The organism is Flavivirga amylovorans (genome assembly GCF_030540875.1).
Taxonomy (GTDB): Bacteria; Bacteroidota; Bacteroidia; order Flavobacteriales; family Flavobacteriaceae; genus Flavivirga; species Flavivirga amylovorans.
Map to the genome: position 1 here is coordinate 528,354 of NZ_JAUOEM010000003.1, position 17,703 is coordinate 546,056.

General features: G+C 27.5%; 15 protein-coding genes. All 15 read left to right on the plus strand.

Annotated elements, in window-relative coordinates; translation table 11 throughout:
- Nucleotides 1-511 precede the first annotated feature (511 nt).
- Nucleotides 512-1,999 carry an AMP-binding protein gene (locus tag Q4Q39_RS10755; protein WP_303282464.1) on the plus strand — a complete coding sequence of 496 codons (1,488 nt, stop codon included), beginning with the start codon at nt 512-514 and terminating at the stop codon, nt 1,997-1,999.
- A gap of 11 nt (nt 2,000-2,010) precedes the next feature.
- Nucleotides 2,011-2,250 carry an acyl carrier protein gene (locus Q4Q39_RS10760; RefSeq protein WP_303282466.1) on the plus strand — a complete coding sequence of 80 codons (240 nt, stop codon included), beginning with the start codon at nt 2,011-2,013 and terminating at the stop codon, nt 2,248-2,250.
- Between the two features lie 14 nt (nt 2,251-2,264).
- The gene (locus tag Q4Q39_RS10765; protein WP_303282467.1) at nt 2,265-3,713 is read left to right on the plus strand and encodes an MBOAT family O-acyltransferase; all 1,449 of its coding nucleotides are present in this window, start codon (nt 2,265-2,267) and stop codon (nt 3,711-3,713) included.
- Nucleotides 3,714-3,719: 6 nt separating this feature from the next.
- Entirely contained in the window at nt 3,720-4,637 is a 918-nt protein-coding gene (locus tag Q4Q39_RS10770; protein WP_303282468.1) for a hypothetical protein, read from the plus strand.
- Between the two features lie 124 nt (nt 4,638-4,761).
- Nucleotides 4,762-6,093: an MBOAT family O-acyltransferase gene (locus Q4Q39_RS10775; RefSeq protein WP_303282469.1), complete on the plus strand. Its 1,332-nt coding sequence runs from the start codon at nt 4,762-4,764 to the stop codon at nt 6,091-6,093.
- A 3-nt stretch (nt 6,094-6,096) separates the two neighbouring features.
- Nucleotides 6,097-7,035 carry a hypothetical protein gene (locus Q4Q39_RS10780; protein WP_303282472.1) on the plus strand — a complete coding sequence of 313 codons (939 nt, stop codon included), beginning with the start codon at nt 6,097-6,099 and terminating at the stop codon, nt 7,033-7,035.
- A gap of 3 nt (nt 7,036-7,038) precedes the next feature.
- The gene (locus tag Q4Q39_RS10785) at nt 7,039-8,058 is read left to right on the plus strand and encodes a GNAT family N-acetyltransferase (protein ID WP_303282473.1); all 1,020 of its coding nucleotides are present in this window, start codon (nt 7,039-7,041) and stop codon (nt 8,056-8,058) included.
- 75 nt (nt 8,059-8,133) lie between these two features.
- The gene (locus tag Q4Q39_RS10790) at nt 8,134-9,090 is read left to right on the plus strand and encodes a GNAT family N-acetyltransferase (RefSeq protein ID WP_303282474.1); all 957 of its coding nucleotides are present in this window, start codon (nt 8,134-8,136) and stop codon (nt 9,088-9,090) included.
- Between the two features lie 7 nt (nt 9,091-9,097).
- Nucleotides 9,098-10,288, plus strand: coding sequence for a GNAT family N-acetyltransferase (locus Q4Q39_RS10795; RefSeq protein ID WP_303282475.1), 1,191 nt, complete (start codon nt 9,098-9,100; stop codon nt 10,286-10,288).
- Nucleotides 10,289-10,331: 43 nt separating this feature from the next.
- Nucleotides 10,332-11,486, plus strand: coding sequence for a GNAT family N-acetyltransferase (locus Q4Q39_RS10800; protein WP_303282477.1), 1,155 nt, complete (start codon nt 10,332-10,334; stop codon nt 11,484-11,486).
- Between the two features lie 46 nt (nt 11,487-11,532).
- Nucleotides 11,533-12,741 (plus strand): GNAT family N-acetyltransferase, encoded by a 1,209-nt coding sequence (locus Q4Q39_RS10805; RefSeq protein ID WP_303282478.1) that lies wholly within the window; start codon nt 11,533-11,535, stop codon nt 12,739-12,741.
- A gap of 24 nt (nt 12,742-12,765) precedes the next feature.
- Complete coding sequence (locus Q4Q39_RS10810; protein WP_303282480.1) at nt 12,766-13,929, plus strand: GNAT family N-acetyltransferase; 1,164 nt, start codon at nt 12,766-12,768, stop codon at nt 13,927-13,929.
- Nucleotides 13,930-14,079: 150 nt separating this feature from the next.
- Nucleotides 14,080-15,237 carry a glycosyltransferase family 4 protein gene (locus Q4Q39_RS10815; RefSeq protein ID WP_303282481.1) on the plus strand — a complete coding sequence of 386 codons (1,158 nt, stop codon included), beginning with the start codon at nt 14,080-14,082 and terminating at the stop codon, nt 15,235-15,237.
- 38 nt (nt 15,238-15,275) lie between these two features.
- Nucleotides 15,276-16,319, plus strand: coding sequence for a sugar-transfer associated ATP-grasp domain-containing protein (locus Q4Q39_RS10820; protein ID WP_303282482.1), 1,044 nt, complete (start codon nt 15,276-15,278; stop codon nt 16,317-16,319).
- A 1-nt stretch (nt 16,320) separates the two neighbouring features.
- Nucleotides 16,321-17,634 (plus strand): phenylacetate--CoA ligase family protein, encoded by a 1,314-nt coding sequence (locus Q4Q39_RS10825; protein ID WP_303282483.1) that lies wholly within the window; start codon nt 16,321-16,323, stop codon nt 17,632-17,634.
- Nucleotides 17,635-17,703: the final 69 nt, after the last annotated feature.

The window sequence follows — 17,703 nt, forward strand, 5'->3', positions numbered from 1 at the left end:
ATTTGGGGATGTATTAGTAATCTTTTCTTCTTCAATAGTAAAAATAATTTAAAAAACGCCGTTTAAGTGTCTTATTTTTTCGACAAAATACATTCTTGTTTTTGTATTTTATCGTTAAAATACCGTTTTAAACGATTAAGTGTCTTTTAAGAATTCTAACTTGCTCTTATATACGCATATGAAAGAAGTTTGGATTCTCCCCACCAAAAATATTAAGTGTAAAATTAGTTTAAAAAAGAATATTTGTGAAAAATTGTTAACAACTTTAATAAGTTTAACATGTCTTTTTGATCTCATAATCAATCATATAAATGTTATTGCAAGATATTTAAGACAGCTTCAACATTATTTTATTTAATAATCTATAAACCTTATAGATTATTCTTTAATTAAAATCTTATTACAACGAATATTTTAGTTTTTTCGTAGAATAAATGGTTAATGTTTAGAATGAATATTATATGTTAGCTGTATAATTATTGCCCCTCCAATAATAAATTTATATTTCAAAATGAACTTAACTTTAGAAATTCAATCGTCTATTATTACTAATTATAAAAACAATGCTTTTTACATTAGTAATACGTATTATACATATGAAGATTTAGCTCAAACTATATCTAATATAAGGCATGCTATAAAGAAAAATACTAAGAAGACAGAATGTTTTGTTGGATTAATAACCAATGATGACATTTATACTTACGCTTCAATAATTGCATTATGGATGGAGGGTAAAGCTTATGTTCCATTAAACCCAGACTTTCCAGAAGACAGGAATTTGGCAGTAATTAAGCAAGCAGATATTGTTACAGTTCTTGATTCTTCATCTAAGAAAGTTTTCAACAATTTAAATTCGATAATGACTGAAAATCTTAATGATTCAGATATCGATTTAAACCCTACTGAAATATCTAATGAAGATTTCGCCTATATATTCTTTACTTCCGGAACAACAGGAACCCCAAAAGGGGTACCAATAACCTTTGGAAATCTCTCAGGTTTTATGGAAGCTCAATGGGCTTTAGATTATATAATTACAGAAAATGACAGATGTTTACAAATGTTCGAGTTAACATTTGATTTATCTGTTGTTTCATATCTTGCTCCTATACTTAAAGGTGCCTGTATTTATACTATTCCTAAAGAAGAAATTAAGTATAGCTATATTTTTGAATTAATGGAAGACCATGAATTAACGTATTCATTAATGGTTCCTTCTATATTACATTATTTAAGACCTTATTTTGACGAAATTAATTGCCCATCAATGAAATTTAGTTTATTCTGTGGGGAAGCTTTACCTTTAGACGTTACAGAAGAATGGAGTAAATGTATTCCAAATGCGACAATTGCTAATGTTTATGGCCCTACAGAGTGTACAATTTATTGTATGGATTATACCTATAAAAGGAATGATGAAAATAAAACACATAATGGGGTTTTAACAATTGGCAAAGACATGATAAATACATCAACTATTATAGTAGATGATGATGATAATGAAGTTGAAACTGGAAAAGAAGGAGAATTGTGCTTAAGTGGTATACAATTAACACCTGGCTATTGGAGAAACGAAGAAAAAAACAAACAAGTATTTTTTAATAAACATTATAAAGGAAAAGAAACAAGGTTTTATAGAACAGGTGATTTATGTTATGCTGATAAAGATGGTGATGTTTTATATTTAGGAAGAGTTGATTTTCAGGCCAAAATTCAAGGTTTTAGAGTTGAATTATCCGAAATAGAGTTTCATGTAAAAGCTTCCTTAAATAAGATAAATACTGTAGCAGTAGCCTTCACTAATGATATTCAAAATACTGAAATAGGTTTAGTGATAGAATCAGAACCAATTGACACTAAAGAATTAATACAAAAATTAAATGAGAAACTACCTAAATATATGATTCCAACTCAAATTAAATTTATTAGTAGTTTTCCATTAAATTCTAACGGAAAAACAGATAGAAATAAACTAACAAAACTTTTTACTGAATAAATAATAATACCATGGAAACCTTAACTATAAAAGAGACTATAAGTGGCGTTTTAGAGTCTACTTTAGAACATACTAATTTTGAAATGCATGACGAACTAACAGCTAAAGATGTTGATGGATGGGATTCGTTATCGCACATGATAATAATAACAAAAATAGAAAAAGCTTTCAATATTAAATTTAAATTAAGGGATTTAAACAAGCTGAAAAACATGGGATCTTTAGTCTCTGTAATTCAAAGTAAAATCTAAATCACTCATTCGTTTTGGTATTTAATTCTATAAAGTTCGTAGTTTTTGTTCTACCCGTACTTTTTCTCTATTGGAGTTTTTTCAAAAAAAGTAAGGTCGCTCAAAATGTATTATTACTAGCCTCTAGTCTTTTTTTTTATGCCTGGGCAGATTGGCGATTCTTATTTTTACTAATTGCAAGCATCATAATAAACTATTACTTGGCATTAAAAATAAGGAAAGAAGTTGATGATGAAGCTAAGCAACGACGATTTTTATATATAGGCTTGGTGTTTAATGTTGGGCTTTTACTGTATTTTAAGTATTTCAACTTTTTCTATGAAAGCTTTGTGGAGTTAATAAATGTTTTTGGAATAACTTCAAGTTATACGACGCTTTCTATTTTGCTTCCTTTAGGCATTAGTTTTTTTACTTTTCAAACATTAGGATATTTAATTGATGTTTACAACGAAGAAATAGATCCAAGTCATAATTTCTTAGAATTTTCTCTTTTTGTTGCTTATTTCCCAAAAATCCTTTCCGGGCCTATTGAAAGAGCGACCAAGATGATGCCTCAAATCCAAGAAAAAAGAGCGTTTTCTTATGAGTTATTTGTTGATGGACTTAGACAGATTTTATGGGGTTTATTTGCTAAAATTGTTATTGCGGAGAATTGTGCTACAATAGCTAATCCAATTTTTAATAATTATGAAGATCAATCTGGAAGCACACTCATTCTAGGGGCTTTTTTCTATGCGATACAACTATATGCAGATTTTTCTGGGTATTCAAATATGGCGATTGGCTTATCAAAATTATTTGGAATTCAGTTAATGCGTAACTTCGCAACTCCTTTCTTTTCAACTAATATTAGTGATTTTTGGAGAAAATGGCATATATCATTAACCACATGGATGATGGATTATGTTTTTACGCCGCTTTCGTTTAGCTTAAGAAGTTATCAGAAAAACGGGTTAATTATTTCAATTATTGCAACTTTTGTCTTGGTAGGATTTTGGCATGGTGCAAATTGGACTTTTGTTTTTTATGGATTACTGCATGGTATTTATTTTATCCCATTAGTCTATTCCGGCAAAATGAATACTTCAGAAATTGTTGCAAAAGGAAAATTTTTTCCTTCAATTATTGAATTTATTAAAATGTTGTTATTATTCATTTTAATCATGGCAACCGATATCTTTTTCAGAGCTAACAGTATTAAAGAAGCCATAAATTACATTATTTCTATTTTTTCTGACGATATTTTTTCAATTCCTCAAGGATTATTTAACTCTAATTATTTGATAACCATATTTTTAATTTTTATATTCTTTTTTATTGAATGGAACAATCGAGAGAAAAAACATGATTTTGAAATTAACAATTATAATATTTTTTTAAGATGGAGTTCATATGTCTTTCTATTCTTGTTAATATTATTTTTTGGAAAAAGCTCAGAGACATTTATATACTTTCAATTCTAAATAATTATGAAACTACTTATAATTAAACTAAGCATTTTTTTTGTTGTCTGCTTTGGAATAATCACTGTGATTTTGATGAATTATGGAGGTAATGTTGATTATTTTTATCAAAAATTTACCACTCCGAAAGTTAAATCAATAATAATTGGGGATTCAAGGAGTTTTCAGGGAATACAACCTAGTGTAATTAATCAATATTTTCATAATAAAAACCAATATGATCTTCCTGTATTAAATTATAGTTTTACTGGAGCACAAGCTATTTCTGGCCCTTTATACACTGAAAGCATTCTTAAAAAAATAGATAAAACAGCAACTAATGGACTATTTATAATATCTATAACACCAGACTTTTTAACTTCAAAGGATGGATTTAGAAATGATTTAGGTGAATTTAGAGAATCAAATCAACCACCTCATAACATGAACCATGTGGATGTCAATCCAAATTATGAATATTTATTAAAAAACATGTCTTATTTCCATTTCAAGGCTTTATTTAGAAAGAACTCTGAAACACATAAAGATGGATGGTTAGAGGAATCTAATCTGCCAACAGACACTTTAGTTTTTGATACATGGAGAAAACATCAAATAGATTTATTTCTTGATGAAAGAGAGATGTACAAAATATCAGATTTTAGAGTTAACAGTTTCAATACCCTCATTAAAGAGTTAAAAAAGTTTGGCAAAGTTTATTTAATAAGAATGCCTATTAGTAAAGAATTTTTAAATCTTGAAAACTCTTATTACCCTGAATTAAATGCTATCGTTGATTCTATAGCAAAAATCAATGAAACACCTTTTTTTGATTTTAATAATTCTGGAGAACTTCAATATAAAACATATGACGGACATCATATAGACAAACATGGGGGTAAGGAGTTTACAAAAGCACTTTGTGATTCAATAACTCAGAAGTAATGTAATTATGTTATTTAATTCTTTTGAATTTCTTCTTTTCTTTCCAATTATGATTATTGGGTTTTATCTACTAAACCATAAATATAGATGGCTATGGCTTTTACTAGGTAGCTATTATTTTTATATGGCACATGAACCAGAATTGATACTATTATTAATAATATCTACTCTGGTAGATTATTATTGTGGTATAAAGATGTACGAGGCAAAAAGTAAATCAATAAAAAGACATTATTTGCTTCTAAGTATTATAACTAATGCTGGTATTCTGTTTGCTTTCAAGTATTTACTTTTCTTTACTACGAATATTCAATGGGTTTTTGATTTTTTTGGTGCAGAAGTATTAAATGATCAAGATGTAAATTCTTATAATTTCAACAATATTCTGCTCCCTATAGGTATTAGCTTTTATACTTTTCAAACTATGAGTTATTCTATAGAAATTTATAGAGGTCTAATTATACCTGAACGACATGTTGGTAAATTTGCTTTATACGTGTCTTTTTTTCCTCAACTTGTGGCTGGACCTGTAGAACGAGCCTCTAGACTATTACCTCAATTAAAATCAGATGTCAAAATTAATATCAACAATATCAAACAGGGTATAATAATGATGGCTTGGGGCTTCTTTTTAAAACTTGTGGTAGCAGATAGATTGGGGGTTTATGTAGATGAAGCTTTTAGAAACCCAGACTCACACCATAGTTTATCATTAGTTTTAGGGAGTATTTTCTTTTGTTTTCAAATATATTATGATTTTTCAGCTTATACGTCCATAGCAATAGGGGCTGCTAAAACAATGGGGTATGATTTAATTCAAAATTTTAATCAACCTATTTTTGCAACCTCTGTCGCAGAATTCTGGAAGCGTTGGCATATTTCTTTTACACAATGGATAAGAGATTTCATATACAAACCATTGGTGAAAAAAAATAGAACACCTAGACTCCTAGCAGTTTTTATTGTATTTTTTATTAATGGTTTATGGCATGGTGCTAACTGGACATTTGTTGTTTGGAGCTTATTGAACGCTTTAATATTAATTATTGAAATTTCTACAAAATCGATTCGCTATTCAATTTTTGATTTGTTACATCTACCAAAAAGAGCTAGAGAATTAATAGGATGGGGTACAGGTATAAGTTTAATTATTACAACACTAGTTTTCTTCAGATCTCCAAACATATCGCATGCAATGGTTTACGTAAAAAGCATGTTTACCTTTAATAATAGCTTTCATATTAATATCTTAGATAACTATTTTGAATTATTCTTAAGTGTTATTTTAATTTTTGTAGTACAAGCTATATATTATTATAAAGGTAATAGTAAAGTCTATGAGTTATTTACTGAGCGTACAAAATGGACGAAATATAGTATGAGTTTAGCTTATATATTAATTATTGTTTTATTCGCTATTAATAGACAAAATTCTTTTATATATTTTCAATTTTAAACTATGTTAAAAAGCTTCGTAATAAAATTATTCATAATAGCAATAACATTTATTACTATTTATATATTCTTTATAGATAAACTTTCTAAAGGTTTTGTCGATACAAATTATAATAAATTCACCCAAGAAGCGAGCGGCTTAATTATTGGGCTGTCTAGAGCAAATGAAGGTATATCTCCCTCTATTATAGAAGAAGAATTAAAAGAATATAACTTTTTTAATAAGCCTATAGTAAATTTTGCATTTAATGAAGCTCATTTCGGAGAGGTGTATTATGAAGCTATTAAAAAAAAGATAAAAACTGACAATGGGCTTTTTATTTTATCTATTAGCCCTGGTAATTTTACTTCACCGTTAGGTTTAGACGATAAAAAAGTTTTTGAATATGATGAAAGACTAACTCTAGGTAAAATAAATAACTTTGTGTCTTCTCCCAATTATAATTATATAATAAATGTCTATGGAGCATCTTTATATAATAGCTTACACAATTTAGATCAATGGAATCATAGGGTTTCACATCTTGATGGTTGGAATGAAGTTAAGTTAGCAAGCAAACTAGATACAATAACAGATAAAGATATAGAATATTGGAAATCGTTAACGCTAAAATTCTATGAACAAAAGATAAAAACCGAGCAAATATCTTCTTATCGGCACAATTATTTTATTAAAACTGTTGAGTACCTTAAAACTAAAGGAGAGGTTTTTTTAATAAGAATGCCATCAGATTCAACTATACTAAAAATTGAAAATAGTCATTGGAAAAATTTTGATTTTGAAATGGATAGCATAGCTAAATCATTTAACATTCCTTATTTAAATTATTCCAAAAAATCAAATAATTATAAAACATATGATGGTTCACATTTAGAATCCGAAAGTGCTAAAGAGTTTACCGAACTTTTAAGTAAGGATATTAAAAATAATTTAGTAGAGTAAAAAATGGGAGAAATAACAAGTAACAATCCATATTTATTAGACACATTTAGGTCAGTCTGGTTAAATCACTTTGGTGATGGTGAACAACCTATGGCTTTTAGTTTTGTAAACTCCCTCACTTTTATAAAGCATAAAAAGTTACCTATATATCATAACACAGGAATGACCAACACAAAAGGTATTAATTATAAGCTATCCAACAGCATTTCTAATGATTTTAAAGGTAAAGTTTTTATAATTTGTGATGTGCAAGGATTTATTAATGAAAATAATTTAGAAGACACCAATTTAGGATGTTATAGAGTCAAACAATACCCAGGATACATATGTGATCTGAAAGACTATAATTCGCTACAAGACTACATGTTGGGTGTTATTAGTAAAAAAAGTCGTTACAAATTTAATAGCTATAAGAGAAAACTAGAATCATCGTATAAGATACATTACAGAATGTACATAGATAATATTACACCTGAATTATACGAAAACCTTTTTTCTCATTTTAAACGGCTTTTAAAAAAAAGGTTTTTTGATAAAAAAACGGTAAATAACAATTTAAACCCAGATGAATGGGCTTTCTATAAGGAAGTTACTTTACCAATGATTTTAAATAAGGAAGCAGGGCTTTTTGTTGTGTATGATGACGATAAGCCAATAGCTATTACTTTGTTAAACTTTTCAAAAAACAAAATGGTTGATGTTATGAGGGTTTTCGATATTGATTATTCAAAATTTAGGCTTGGTACTGTAAGTATCATGAAACAATTAGAATGGTGCATTAAAAATAATTTTGAAGCATTGGATTTTTCTAAAGGTTACTATGAATACAAAAAAAGATGGGCCAATAAGCCATACTGGTTTGAGCATCATATATATTATGATAAAAGTTCTCTTATTGCAAAAATACTAGCTACTTTGCATAAACTTTTTTTTGCTTTTAAATTATTTCTGAGAAAAAAACATATTACAAACTACATACATGAACTGAATTTTTTTCTAAATAAAAAGAAATATGCAGAATAGATGTTAGTCAATAATTTATGATACTAATAAATTATGAAGTAAATTCAACTTTAAAACAAAGACATAAATTTTTAGATGTTTTACAAACTTTTTTCTTTTCAAGATAGTAGATTCATTTTTGATTTATTTTTAGAAAATAAAATAAGTTCATTTTACCTCCCTGTTGTTTCAAATAATTTTACTAACAAATATATTGAAACAGGAAGTTTTGAAAGCAAAAACAGCTCTAAAAACATACACATAGTTAAAGATGTTCCTAGCTACTTAAATTTTTCATTGCAAAAATTAAATTCTAATATTAAATTTAGAAAAGTACAGCAATACAAAGGATATTTAGTAAATATAAACGGTTTTAAAGACGTTACCACCTTTATAAATGATAACTTAAATAAACGAAATAGGAAAAATTTAATCTCTAAAAAGAATAAACTTTATAAAAACCACAAAATCTCATCTAAGTTCTTTTTTGGCGAGATTAGTAAAGATAACTACCAAAGCCTTTTTAAGGCTTTTTATAGGTTATTAAAAGTCCGCTTTAATGAAAAAAGAACATACAATCGCTATTTGTCAAATTGGGATACTATACAAGAAGTTACTTATCAGAAAATCTTAGAAAAGGAAGCATCATTACATGTCATTTTTGATAATCACAATCCAATTGGTATAACATTAAACTTTCATAAAGGAGACATCGTTTTTAGCCATATACAAACCTACGATATAAACTACTCCAAATACAATATGGGTGACATAAGTATGCTGCACCATATAGAATGGTTAATAACTAATAAAATAGCTGTATTTGACCTATCTATGGGGAAAACATATTATAAAGAAAAGTGGTGTAATCATGAATACAATTTTATATATCATATTTTTTATAAAAAAAACACCATTCTGTCTAGGGTAAAAATGCAGATAATTGTACAAGAATTAAAGCTTTTACAATTTTTAAGAGATAAGAATATTATAGGAAAATTATTTATGTTTGATAAATTACTTTATACCTATAAAAACAGGCTAGTAAAATAAAAGCGTTATGCTGAAAAAAATTACATCAAAAAATTTGGATGTTTTAAGCGCTTTTCTTGAAAGAAAAAAAGCGTTGCCTATTTATAACGAAATTATAAATAGCATTACTGGCAATACTATTTACAAAAAGATAAATTCATCAAACAAAAGCAACGACTACATATATTGTATTTACGATTTTCCAAGTTACTTAAAAGGTCAGATGTCGAATAATGAATGGAAATCAAAAATAATAAACACCTACAAAGGCTCGCTCATTCTTTTAAAAAATTACAATAATGCAGACGCATATTTAAAGAATAAATTTAGTACAGGTAGACGTTCAAAATTTAGAACCTATCAAAAGCGTTTAGAAACTTGCTTTAACATTGAATATAAAAGCTATTTTGGAGAAATTTCTAAAGATGACTATGAGTATCTTTTTAAAGAATTCCATAAAATGATTCAAAATCGATTTCTAGAAAAAAAGATTCAGAATTATGATTTATCAAGATGGAACATATATCATGAAATAGCCTACCCTTTAATTAATAGTAAAGAAGCCGCTTTATTTGTTATTTTTAGCAATGGAAAACCTATAAGTATATGCCTAAATCTAGTAAGAGATAAAACTATATATGGTTACATAAGAACATACGATATTGATTATTCTAAATTCTATATAGGATTTACAGACTTTATTAAGCAATTACACTGGTGTTATGAAAATGATATCGAAATTTTCGATTTATTAAAAGGAAATTATACGTATAAAGCAAGATTGATTGATAGCCAATATGATTTTCAAAAACATGTGGTATATAATTCCAATTCATTACTAACATCAATCTCGGCAAATATTATAATTGCCAGAACTCGAGCATTTTATTTTTTAGTAAAGATTTTAAAAAAAATAAATATCAATGTAGTATATCACAGATTCTTAAAATATAAGTACAGAAATAGGGAACTGAGTAAAATTGAAAATACATCTAAAAAAATTATCATTAATAATAATGTCAAGATCGAGTCAGATGATCAATTACTTGAGGTTAACTTAAATGATGAGGCCCTGTCTTTTTTAAAAAGACCTGTATATGATTTTTTATATTCCAATCAAGAATCATTGCGGAATGTAGAAGTATTTAATTTGCAAAATGAATTAAACACATACGTTATAAAAGGAACGGTTAAGATGCAAAAAATAACATTTAAATAGTTTTGGTGAACACTCTATGACTAAAATTAAAACTATAACATTTTTGAAAGCATTTTTAGGCGAAAATAGCTTACCCCCTATTTATAGTAAAGTTACTGACGGGAATGGAGTTGATTACAATATAAATGTTAAATCCAATTTTGGACTAAAAGATCAAGTTCTTATAGTTAAGGATATCCCAGATTATTTGAATATTCATATAAACAAGCAACTAACTAATTTTGTTGTTAACAGAATAACAACCTTAAAAGGGCACTTTATTGAGCTCCATTCTTTTAAAAATATAGCAGATTATTTAAAAAGTAATTTTGGCACAAAAAGTAGGTCTAATTTAAGACGTTATCAAAATAGATTAGAAACCTGCTTCAACATAAAATATATTGTGTATTATGGTAGCATTGAAAAACAAGAATATAATAGGTTATTTATTACCCTGAAAGACTTGTTAATAAGACGATTCAAAGAAAAAAAAGAAGCTAATTATGAGCTACAACACCTTGAAGAATTTCAGGATGTTGTTTATGATTTAATCCTAAATAAAAAAGCTAATTTATTTGTTATTTACGATGGTAATAAACCTATAAGTATTAGAATAAATATGCATAAAAAAGCACTTTCATTTTATATACTTAGTGGTTTTGATATAGATTACTCTAAATTTCATTTAGGTACGTTAGACATGCTAAAAAACATAGAGTGGTGTATAGATAACGATTTTGAAATATACGATCTTTTAAAAGGCTATGATTATTACAAGAAAAAATGGGCTACTAAAACACATTATTATTACAATCATATTATCTATAATTCTAATTCAATAAATCTTTCTTTAATCGGTAAAAGCAGAACTATTAAAGAGAATATTAAATACAAATGCTATAATGTGTTTAAAAAGTACTATTTAGACACAAAATACAAAGAGTTTAAAAAGTCTATTTATAGAGTTAAAAATACTTTTACTAAAAAAGAAAAATTATTTAAAATATCTGATTTTGATTCAAAAATCTCTAATGAATTAATCAAAATTGATATTGAAAAAGATGGAGCATATGCCTTTCTAAGAAAACCGGTATATGATTTTCTGTTTATAAACAATGAATCTACAAATAATGTTACAGTTAGCAAGTTTGTAGAAGCCCCTAATCGTTTTCAAATAAAATCAAAAACAAAATATAAATTGTTAGAAGTGATTAACTAGAAACTTTAATCATGTAACATCAACACATTTATATACAGTCATTTAAATGAAATTAAATAATAAAAATATAGAATTTAGTTTTTTTTTAGACCTTTTCTTTAAAGAAAAGAGCTTCCCTCCTTTTTATAAAAAAATAACGAATACCTTTTCAAAAAAAGTCGTTTACGAAATACATAATGATACTACATTAGAATTAAATAGTAGTACCTATTCTATCAGTGATGTTCCAAGTTATTTTTTATCTGAATTTACAGAAACAGTCCATAATTTTAAATTACTCACTACCCCGCTCTATTCGGGGTATTTAATTAACCTTTCTAAATTTAGAGACCTGGAAGACTATCTAGATAATAAATTAGGAAAGCCAAGAAAATCACAACTAAAAAGATATAGAAAGCGCTTAGATAAATGCCTTTCGCCAGAATATAAAATCTTTCACGGAGATATTTCTAAAGAAACATACCATACACTTTTTAATGAACTGAGAACACTAACAGAAAGACGTTTTGCTCAAAAAGAAGAGTTAAACTTTGAATTGCCTTATCTGGAGCTATATCGAGACATGATGTATCCTCTAATAATAAATAAAAAAGCCAGTATATTTGTTATTTACAGTGAAGCAAAACCAATTAATATAACACTAAATTTTATAGATGATGATTCTATTTTCCATTGGAATAGTTGTTATGATGTAGATTACCAGATGTTTAATTTAGGCCATATAAACATGGTAAACCATTTAGAATGGGCTTTTAAAAATAATTTTAAATTATTTGATATGGGCAGAGGTGATTTTTTACATAAAAGAAAATACATCAATGAAAGTTATATGTATGAAGAACATATTATTTATAAACCAAAATCAATATCGGGGTCATTCTTTGCATACTCAAAGCTGTTAAAGTTAAAAGCACGATACATATTAATTCAATTTCTAAAAAAAACTAATATACATTTACGGTATCGCAACTATGTAAAGTATAAGTATAGAATTGTTAACTCTAAGAATAGTCCTCTTATAAACTTTAAAATTAATATTGACGAAACTAGTTCTGAAACCCTTAATATAAAGCCACTTACTTTACTTTGCTTAAGTAACAAGGAGTATAACTACCTAATAAAACCTCTAAATTATTTTCTCCATAAAACCCAAGAACATATTAAAGACGTTAGTGTTTATAAAGATTTAAACAAAGAACAGACCTTTTATTTTAAAGGAATTAAAAAATATCAAAAAATAATCATTACAAATTAGCTTGTAGCCTTAAGTTTATATTGAATGAGTATCAAAAACAAAATAGAAGCCTTCCCTGTTTTATTTAAAAGTAATGAAGTGAAACAGATGTATTCTAGTATAGAATATTTTGATTTAAAAGTTGCAAATAATGTACCTCATGGAGACTTCAAATCAACCCTAAAAGATGCTTACTCTCACAGGTTAATACCTGAATATTTTACGTTAAACTTGAGAGATTCTTCTCTTAAAAGCAAAGTAATACCTCAATATAATTGGGGATATTCGATTTTATTACATACTTCAGATTCTATTGAAGGGTATATGAATCGCCAATTTAATTCAAAAAAGAGAAATATCTTTACTAGATATGTAAAACGCTTAGAATCCTGTTTTAACATAAGTTATAAAATGTTTCATGGTGATATTTCCAAGATTGATTACGATTCTATAATGGAATCGCTTCGCCATATGATTACTCGTAGGTTTGAAGAAAGAAACGAATTGCATAAAAACTTACATGAATGGGATTATTTAGTAGAACATACTTATGCAGAAATCATTAATAATAAGGCCTCTTTATTTGTGATATATAACGAGGAAGAACCTATTGAAATATCTTTGAATTATCATTTTGATAAAATACTTTTCAGCTATATATCGTCTTATAATATAGATTACTCAAAATTTGGTTTAGGTCATGTGGAAATCTACAAACAAGTTGAATGGTGTGCAAACAATGATTATATCCTTTTTGAAATGGGGGTTGGCGGAATGGACTATAAAAGAAGATGGAGTAACAATATTTATAGATACAACCACTATGTTACTTATAAAAACTTAAGTATTAAATCTAAATACAAGGCAAAATTACTTATAACGAAAATCAAGATTAAAGAATATCTTAAATCTAAAGGAGTAAACGAAATTCACTCAAAATATAATAAATACTTTACAAAGAAATCAAACTTACAAAGTAATATTACACTATCTGAAATTAAAGTAACCCATGATTTAAATGTTACTAATTTTGAAGAAATACAGCAGCATACAATTAACACATATAGTTTTTTAAAAAAGCATATTTATAATTTTTTGTACACTACAAAAGGACATCTTAATGATGTGAAAATATACAAACACAATAAAGAGAATTCATTTTTAATCAAAGGCGAAAAAAGTTATCAAAAAGTGATATGTAACACTTAGTTTTTACTTTTAATCGTATCAAAATAAAGTAATTTTCAATTTATAAGCTGTTTATCCTAAAACTCAGTAATAGAAAGAGAAAAACAAATGATAACTAATTACTTTTATATATTTGTTACCGCACAATTATTAGGTTAATATAACCGATTTATGAAGAATAAAATTATTAGAGTTACTACAGTTCCTTTATCGTTAAGCGGTTTATTACAGGGGCAATTAAAGTTTATGTCTAACTATTTTGACATTTTAGCTGTGTCGTCAAAAGGAAAAGACAATGCGTTAGCAAGAGTTTCGGAGTATGAAAACGTTCCAACCGTCGCGGTTGAAATGACAAGAAAAATAACACCTTTTAAAGATCTTCATGCCGTATGGCAATTATATAAATTATTTAAAAAAGAAAAACCTTTTATAGTACATTCTCATACGCCAAAAGCAGGTACGTTATCTATGCTTGCAGCAAAACTGGCAAGGGTACCGCATAGATTACACACTATAGCAGGTCTACCTTTAGTTGAAGCCACAGGCTTTAAACGATTCATCCTTAATCTGGTTGAAAAAATAACTTATAAATGTGCTACCAAAATATACCCAAATTCTTATGGATTAGTAGATATTATTATAGAGCATAATTTTACAAATAAAGAAAAACTTAAAGTTATAGCAAACGGGAGCTCTAATGGCATCGACACCTCCTATTTTGATCCAACAATCTTTAATGATGAAGTTAAAAAACTTGAGCTTAAGGCAAGCTTACATATATCTGAAGATGATTTTGTATTTGTATATACAGGCAGATTAGTTACAGATAAAGGTATAAACGAATTAATGGTCGCTTTTGATAAAATAAGCAAAGAACACAAAAAGATAAAACTACTACTGGTAGGAACCTATGAAAATGAATTAGATCCGCTTTTACCAAAATCAATGAACATCATAGAAAATAATAAAAATGTCGCTTGTACCGGATGGGTAGATGATGTAAGGCCTTATTTTGCAATATCAAATGCCTTAATCTTTCCTAGTTACCGTGAAGGCTTTCCTAATGTAGTTATGCAATCTGGGGCTATGGAATTACCAAGTGTTGTTACAAACATTAATGGTTGCAATGAAATAATTGAACATAAAAAACATGGGTTCATTATTCCTGTAAAAGATGACAAAGCAATCTATGATTCTATGAACTATATATTATCACATCAAGAGGAAGTTGCAAAAATGGGATTACAATCTAGAGCAAATATAGTTTCAAAATTTGAACGAAAAAGAGTTTGGGAAGCTTTACTTTCTGAATATCAAAATTTAGAATAAATTACAGTCAGTTATTAGTTAAATATAATAAACTTATTATGGCTTCGAAACTTAAACTCCTAGGGGTCTTTTTTAAAGATAAAAACAAAAAAGGATGGTTAAGAATATTTAAAGAGTTACTACATTTTGCATGGATAAAAAAAGAAATCCCTATTGACTATATTAGAAAATTTTTATATAGAAAAGAAATTACAGATTATAAAAATTATTTAAGTCTAAAGGAATATGTTAGTATTATTGAATCACCAAAAATGCTCATTCCAGAAATTGCCTCTATTACAGATAATAAATTAAGTTTTTCGCTTTATTGCAGAGAAAACAAGTTGCCTAGCCCTAAACTTATAAGCTATAACTTAAGAAATACTTTTTTTTCAAACGATACAATTGTTTTAATAAATACGAAATCAGAACTTCATTCTTTTTTCAAAAACGTTTTATTTAAAAGTCATAAAAAGAAATTATTTTTAAAACCCTTAGACAGTTCCGGAGGTAAGGGCTGTATCCTCTTAGAGGAGGTAAACTTGAAAAACCAAATAGAAGAATTTAGTGAAGCTTTATTAAAAAATAGTTATGTCCATCAAGAAATTGTAATTCAACACCCAGTTATAAGTAAGATATATTCAAGTTCTGTAAATACATTAAGAATTGACACGTATATAGATCAACAACAAAATATCTATGTATTATCGGCACTCATGCGCTTCGGAATTGGAGGCAGTTTTATAGACAATGCTAGTTCTGGAGGCCTTTACGTTTCTGTGAATATAGATACAGGAGAGCTTAAAGGAAAAGGTTGGCAAGACATTGCTAAAGGAGGGCATGAATTTGCTGAGCACCCAGACTCTAAAACTATTTTAAATGGATATGCAATACCTTTTGTGACAGAATCTTGTGATTTGGTAAAAATAGCATGTAAAAGCTTGCCAAATAGAATTGTTGGCTGGGATGTTGCTATTACTGTAGATGGGCCAATAATTATTGAATGTAATTACGGACCATCCTTACATATGACAGATGTTGCTTATGGGGGGTATTGTAAGCATGAAAAAATTCAAGAAATTTTAAAAGAAATTAAAAACTAAAATGAAATTAGTATTATCAATACTTGAGCATGTAAGATTTGTATTATTCTGGCATTTAGACGTACTAAATGGAGCAAAAATAAGCAGACACTATAGGAACATCTCGTTTATTTTGGAAAATTTCTCATCACCTAAATCAAAGGCTCTGAGAGAAAAAAATTTAAAGAATTTATTAAATCATGCAAATAAGCATACTGTATTCTATAAAGATTTTATAAAATTAGAAGACTTCCCAGTAATCAATAAGAATATTTTAAGAGCTCGCATTAAAGAATTTAAATCGAGTCGTTTTATAAATAAAAAAACAAGAGTAGTATCAACAAGTGGTTCAACCGGTAGTGCATTAAAAATCAATCAAAATCAAAGTAAAGTTGCTAGAAATACTGCTGATTCTATTTACTTTGGAAAATTAGCGGGTTTTAAGGTTGGATATAAGCTTTTATATTTAAGACACTGGGACGATCTCTTAAGAAAGCCTTTATTTACAAAATTCGCACAGAATATTGAAGAGTTGGAAGTTGTTAATCTTAATGATTCATATATAGAAAGCATCATAAATAAAATTAAGAACGATAAATCCTCAAAAGGTTGGTTAGGATATGCATCTGGGTATGAACTTATATGTAAGTATCTTGATAAAACAAAATCTAAACCTGTAAACAGTTATGTGAAATCAATTGTAGCAATGTCTGAAGGTCTTAATAAATATACAAAAAGATCTATGCAGAAATATTTTAATGCAGATGTAGTTTCTAGATACTCAAATACTGAAAACGGGATAATAGCACAGCAAAAAATAAATAGTGATAGTTTCACAATAAATTGGGCAAGTTTTTATGTAGAGATCTTTAAACTAGATGAGGATGTTCCAGTGACAAATGGTGAAGCAGGAAGAATAATTATTACTGATTTACATAATTATGCGATACCTTTAATACGCTATGATACTGGTGATGTAGGAACTATTAACCACGAGGCTACCCCTCCTTTACTAAAAAATATAGAAGGAAGAAAAGCTGATGTTATATATAATACAAAAGGAGACATCGTTTCCTCATTTATAGTTGCTAATGTGGTGGAATATGAAGGTGTCATCCAAGGGCAACTAATTCAAGAAACTCAAAAGGGCTATTTATTAAAACTTAATATTACTAACAAATTTAAACAAGAAGTCGATATCATTAATGAATTTAAAAGTTATTTAGGTAATGATGCAGAAATAAAAATTGTTTATGTAGATGAGATACCACTACTCTCTTCGGGAAAAAGAAAAGCTACAGTTAATAATTATTCAAATAATAACTTTAGCGATTAAGTAAATTAACACCTCAACGATAAAAGAATGAAAAAGAACGGAATTAACAATTTCGAAGGTATTAGTTTT

Bases quoted from the DNA above. Each gene is read 5' to 3' on its own strand.
- Q4Q39_RS10760 (WP_303282466.1), top strand. From the start codon at position 2,011: ATGGAAACCTTAACTATAAAAGAGACTATAAGTGGCGTTTTAGAGTCT.
- Q4Q39_RS10805 (WP_303282478.1), top strand. From the start codon at position 11,533: ATGAAATTAAATAATAAAAATATAGAATTTAGTTTTTTTTTAGACCTT.
- Q4Q39_RS10770 (WP_303282468.1), top strand. From the start codon at position 3,720: ATGAAACTACTTATAATTAAACTAAGCATTTTTTTTGTTGTCTGCTTT.
- Q4Q39_RS10775 (WP_303282469.1), top strand. From the start codon at position 4,762: ATGGCACATGAACCAGAATTGATACTATTATTAATAATATCTACTCTG.
- Q4Q39_RS10790 (WP_303282474.1), top strand. From the start codon at position 8,134: ATGTTTTACAAACTTTTTTCTTTTCAAGATAGTAGATTCATTTTTGAT.
- Q4Q39_RS10755 (WP_303282464.1), top strand. From the start codon at position 512: ATGAACTTAACTTTAGAAATTCAATCGTCTATTATTACTAATTATAAA.
- Q4Q39_RS10820 (WP_303282482.1), top strand. From the start codon at position 15,276: ATGGCTTCGAAACTTAAACTCCTAGGGGTCTTTTTTAAAGATAAAAAC.
- Q4Q39_RS10810 (WP_303282480.1), top strand. From the start codon at position 12,766: ATGAGTATCAAAAACAAAATAGAAGCCTTCCCTGTTTTATTTAAAAGT.
- Q4Q39_RS10815 (WP_303282481.1), top strand. From the start codon at position 14,080: ATGAAGAATAAAATTATTAGAGTTACTACAGTTCCTTTATCGTTAAGC.
- Q4Q39_RS10795 (WP_303282475.1), top strand. From the start codon at position 9,098: ATGCTGAAAAAAATTACATCAAAAAATTTGGATGTTTTAAGCGCTTTT.
- Q4Q39_RS10780 (WP_303282472.1), top strand. From the start codon at position 6,097: ATGTTAAAAAGCTTCGTAATAAAATTATTCATAATAGCAATAACATTT.
- Q4Q39_RS10825 (WP_303282483.1), top strand. From the start codon at position 16,321: ATGAAATTAGTATTATCAATACTTGAGCATGTAAGATTTGTATTATTC.
- Q4Q39_RS10785 (WP_303282473.1), top strand. From the start codon at position 7,039: ATGGGAGAAATAACAAGTAACAATCCATATTTATTAGACACATTTAGG.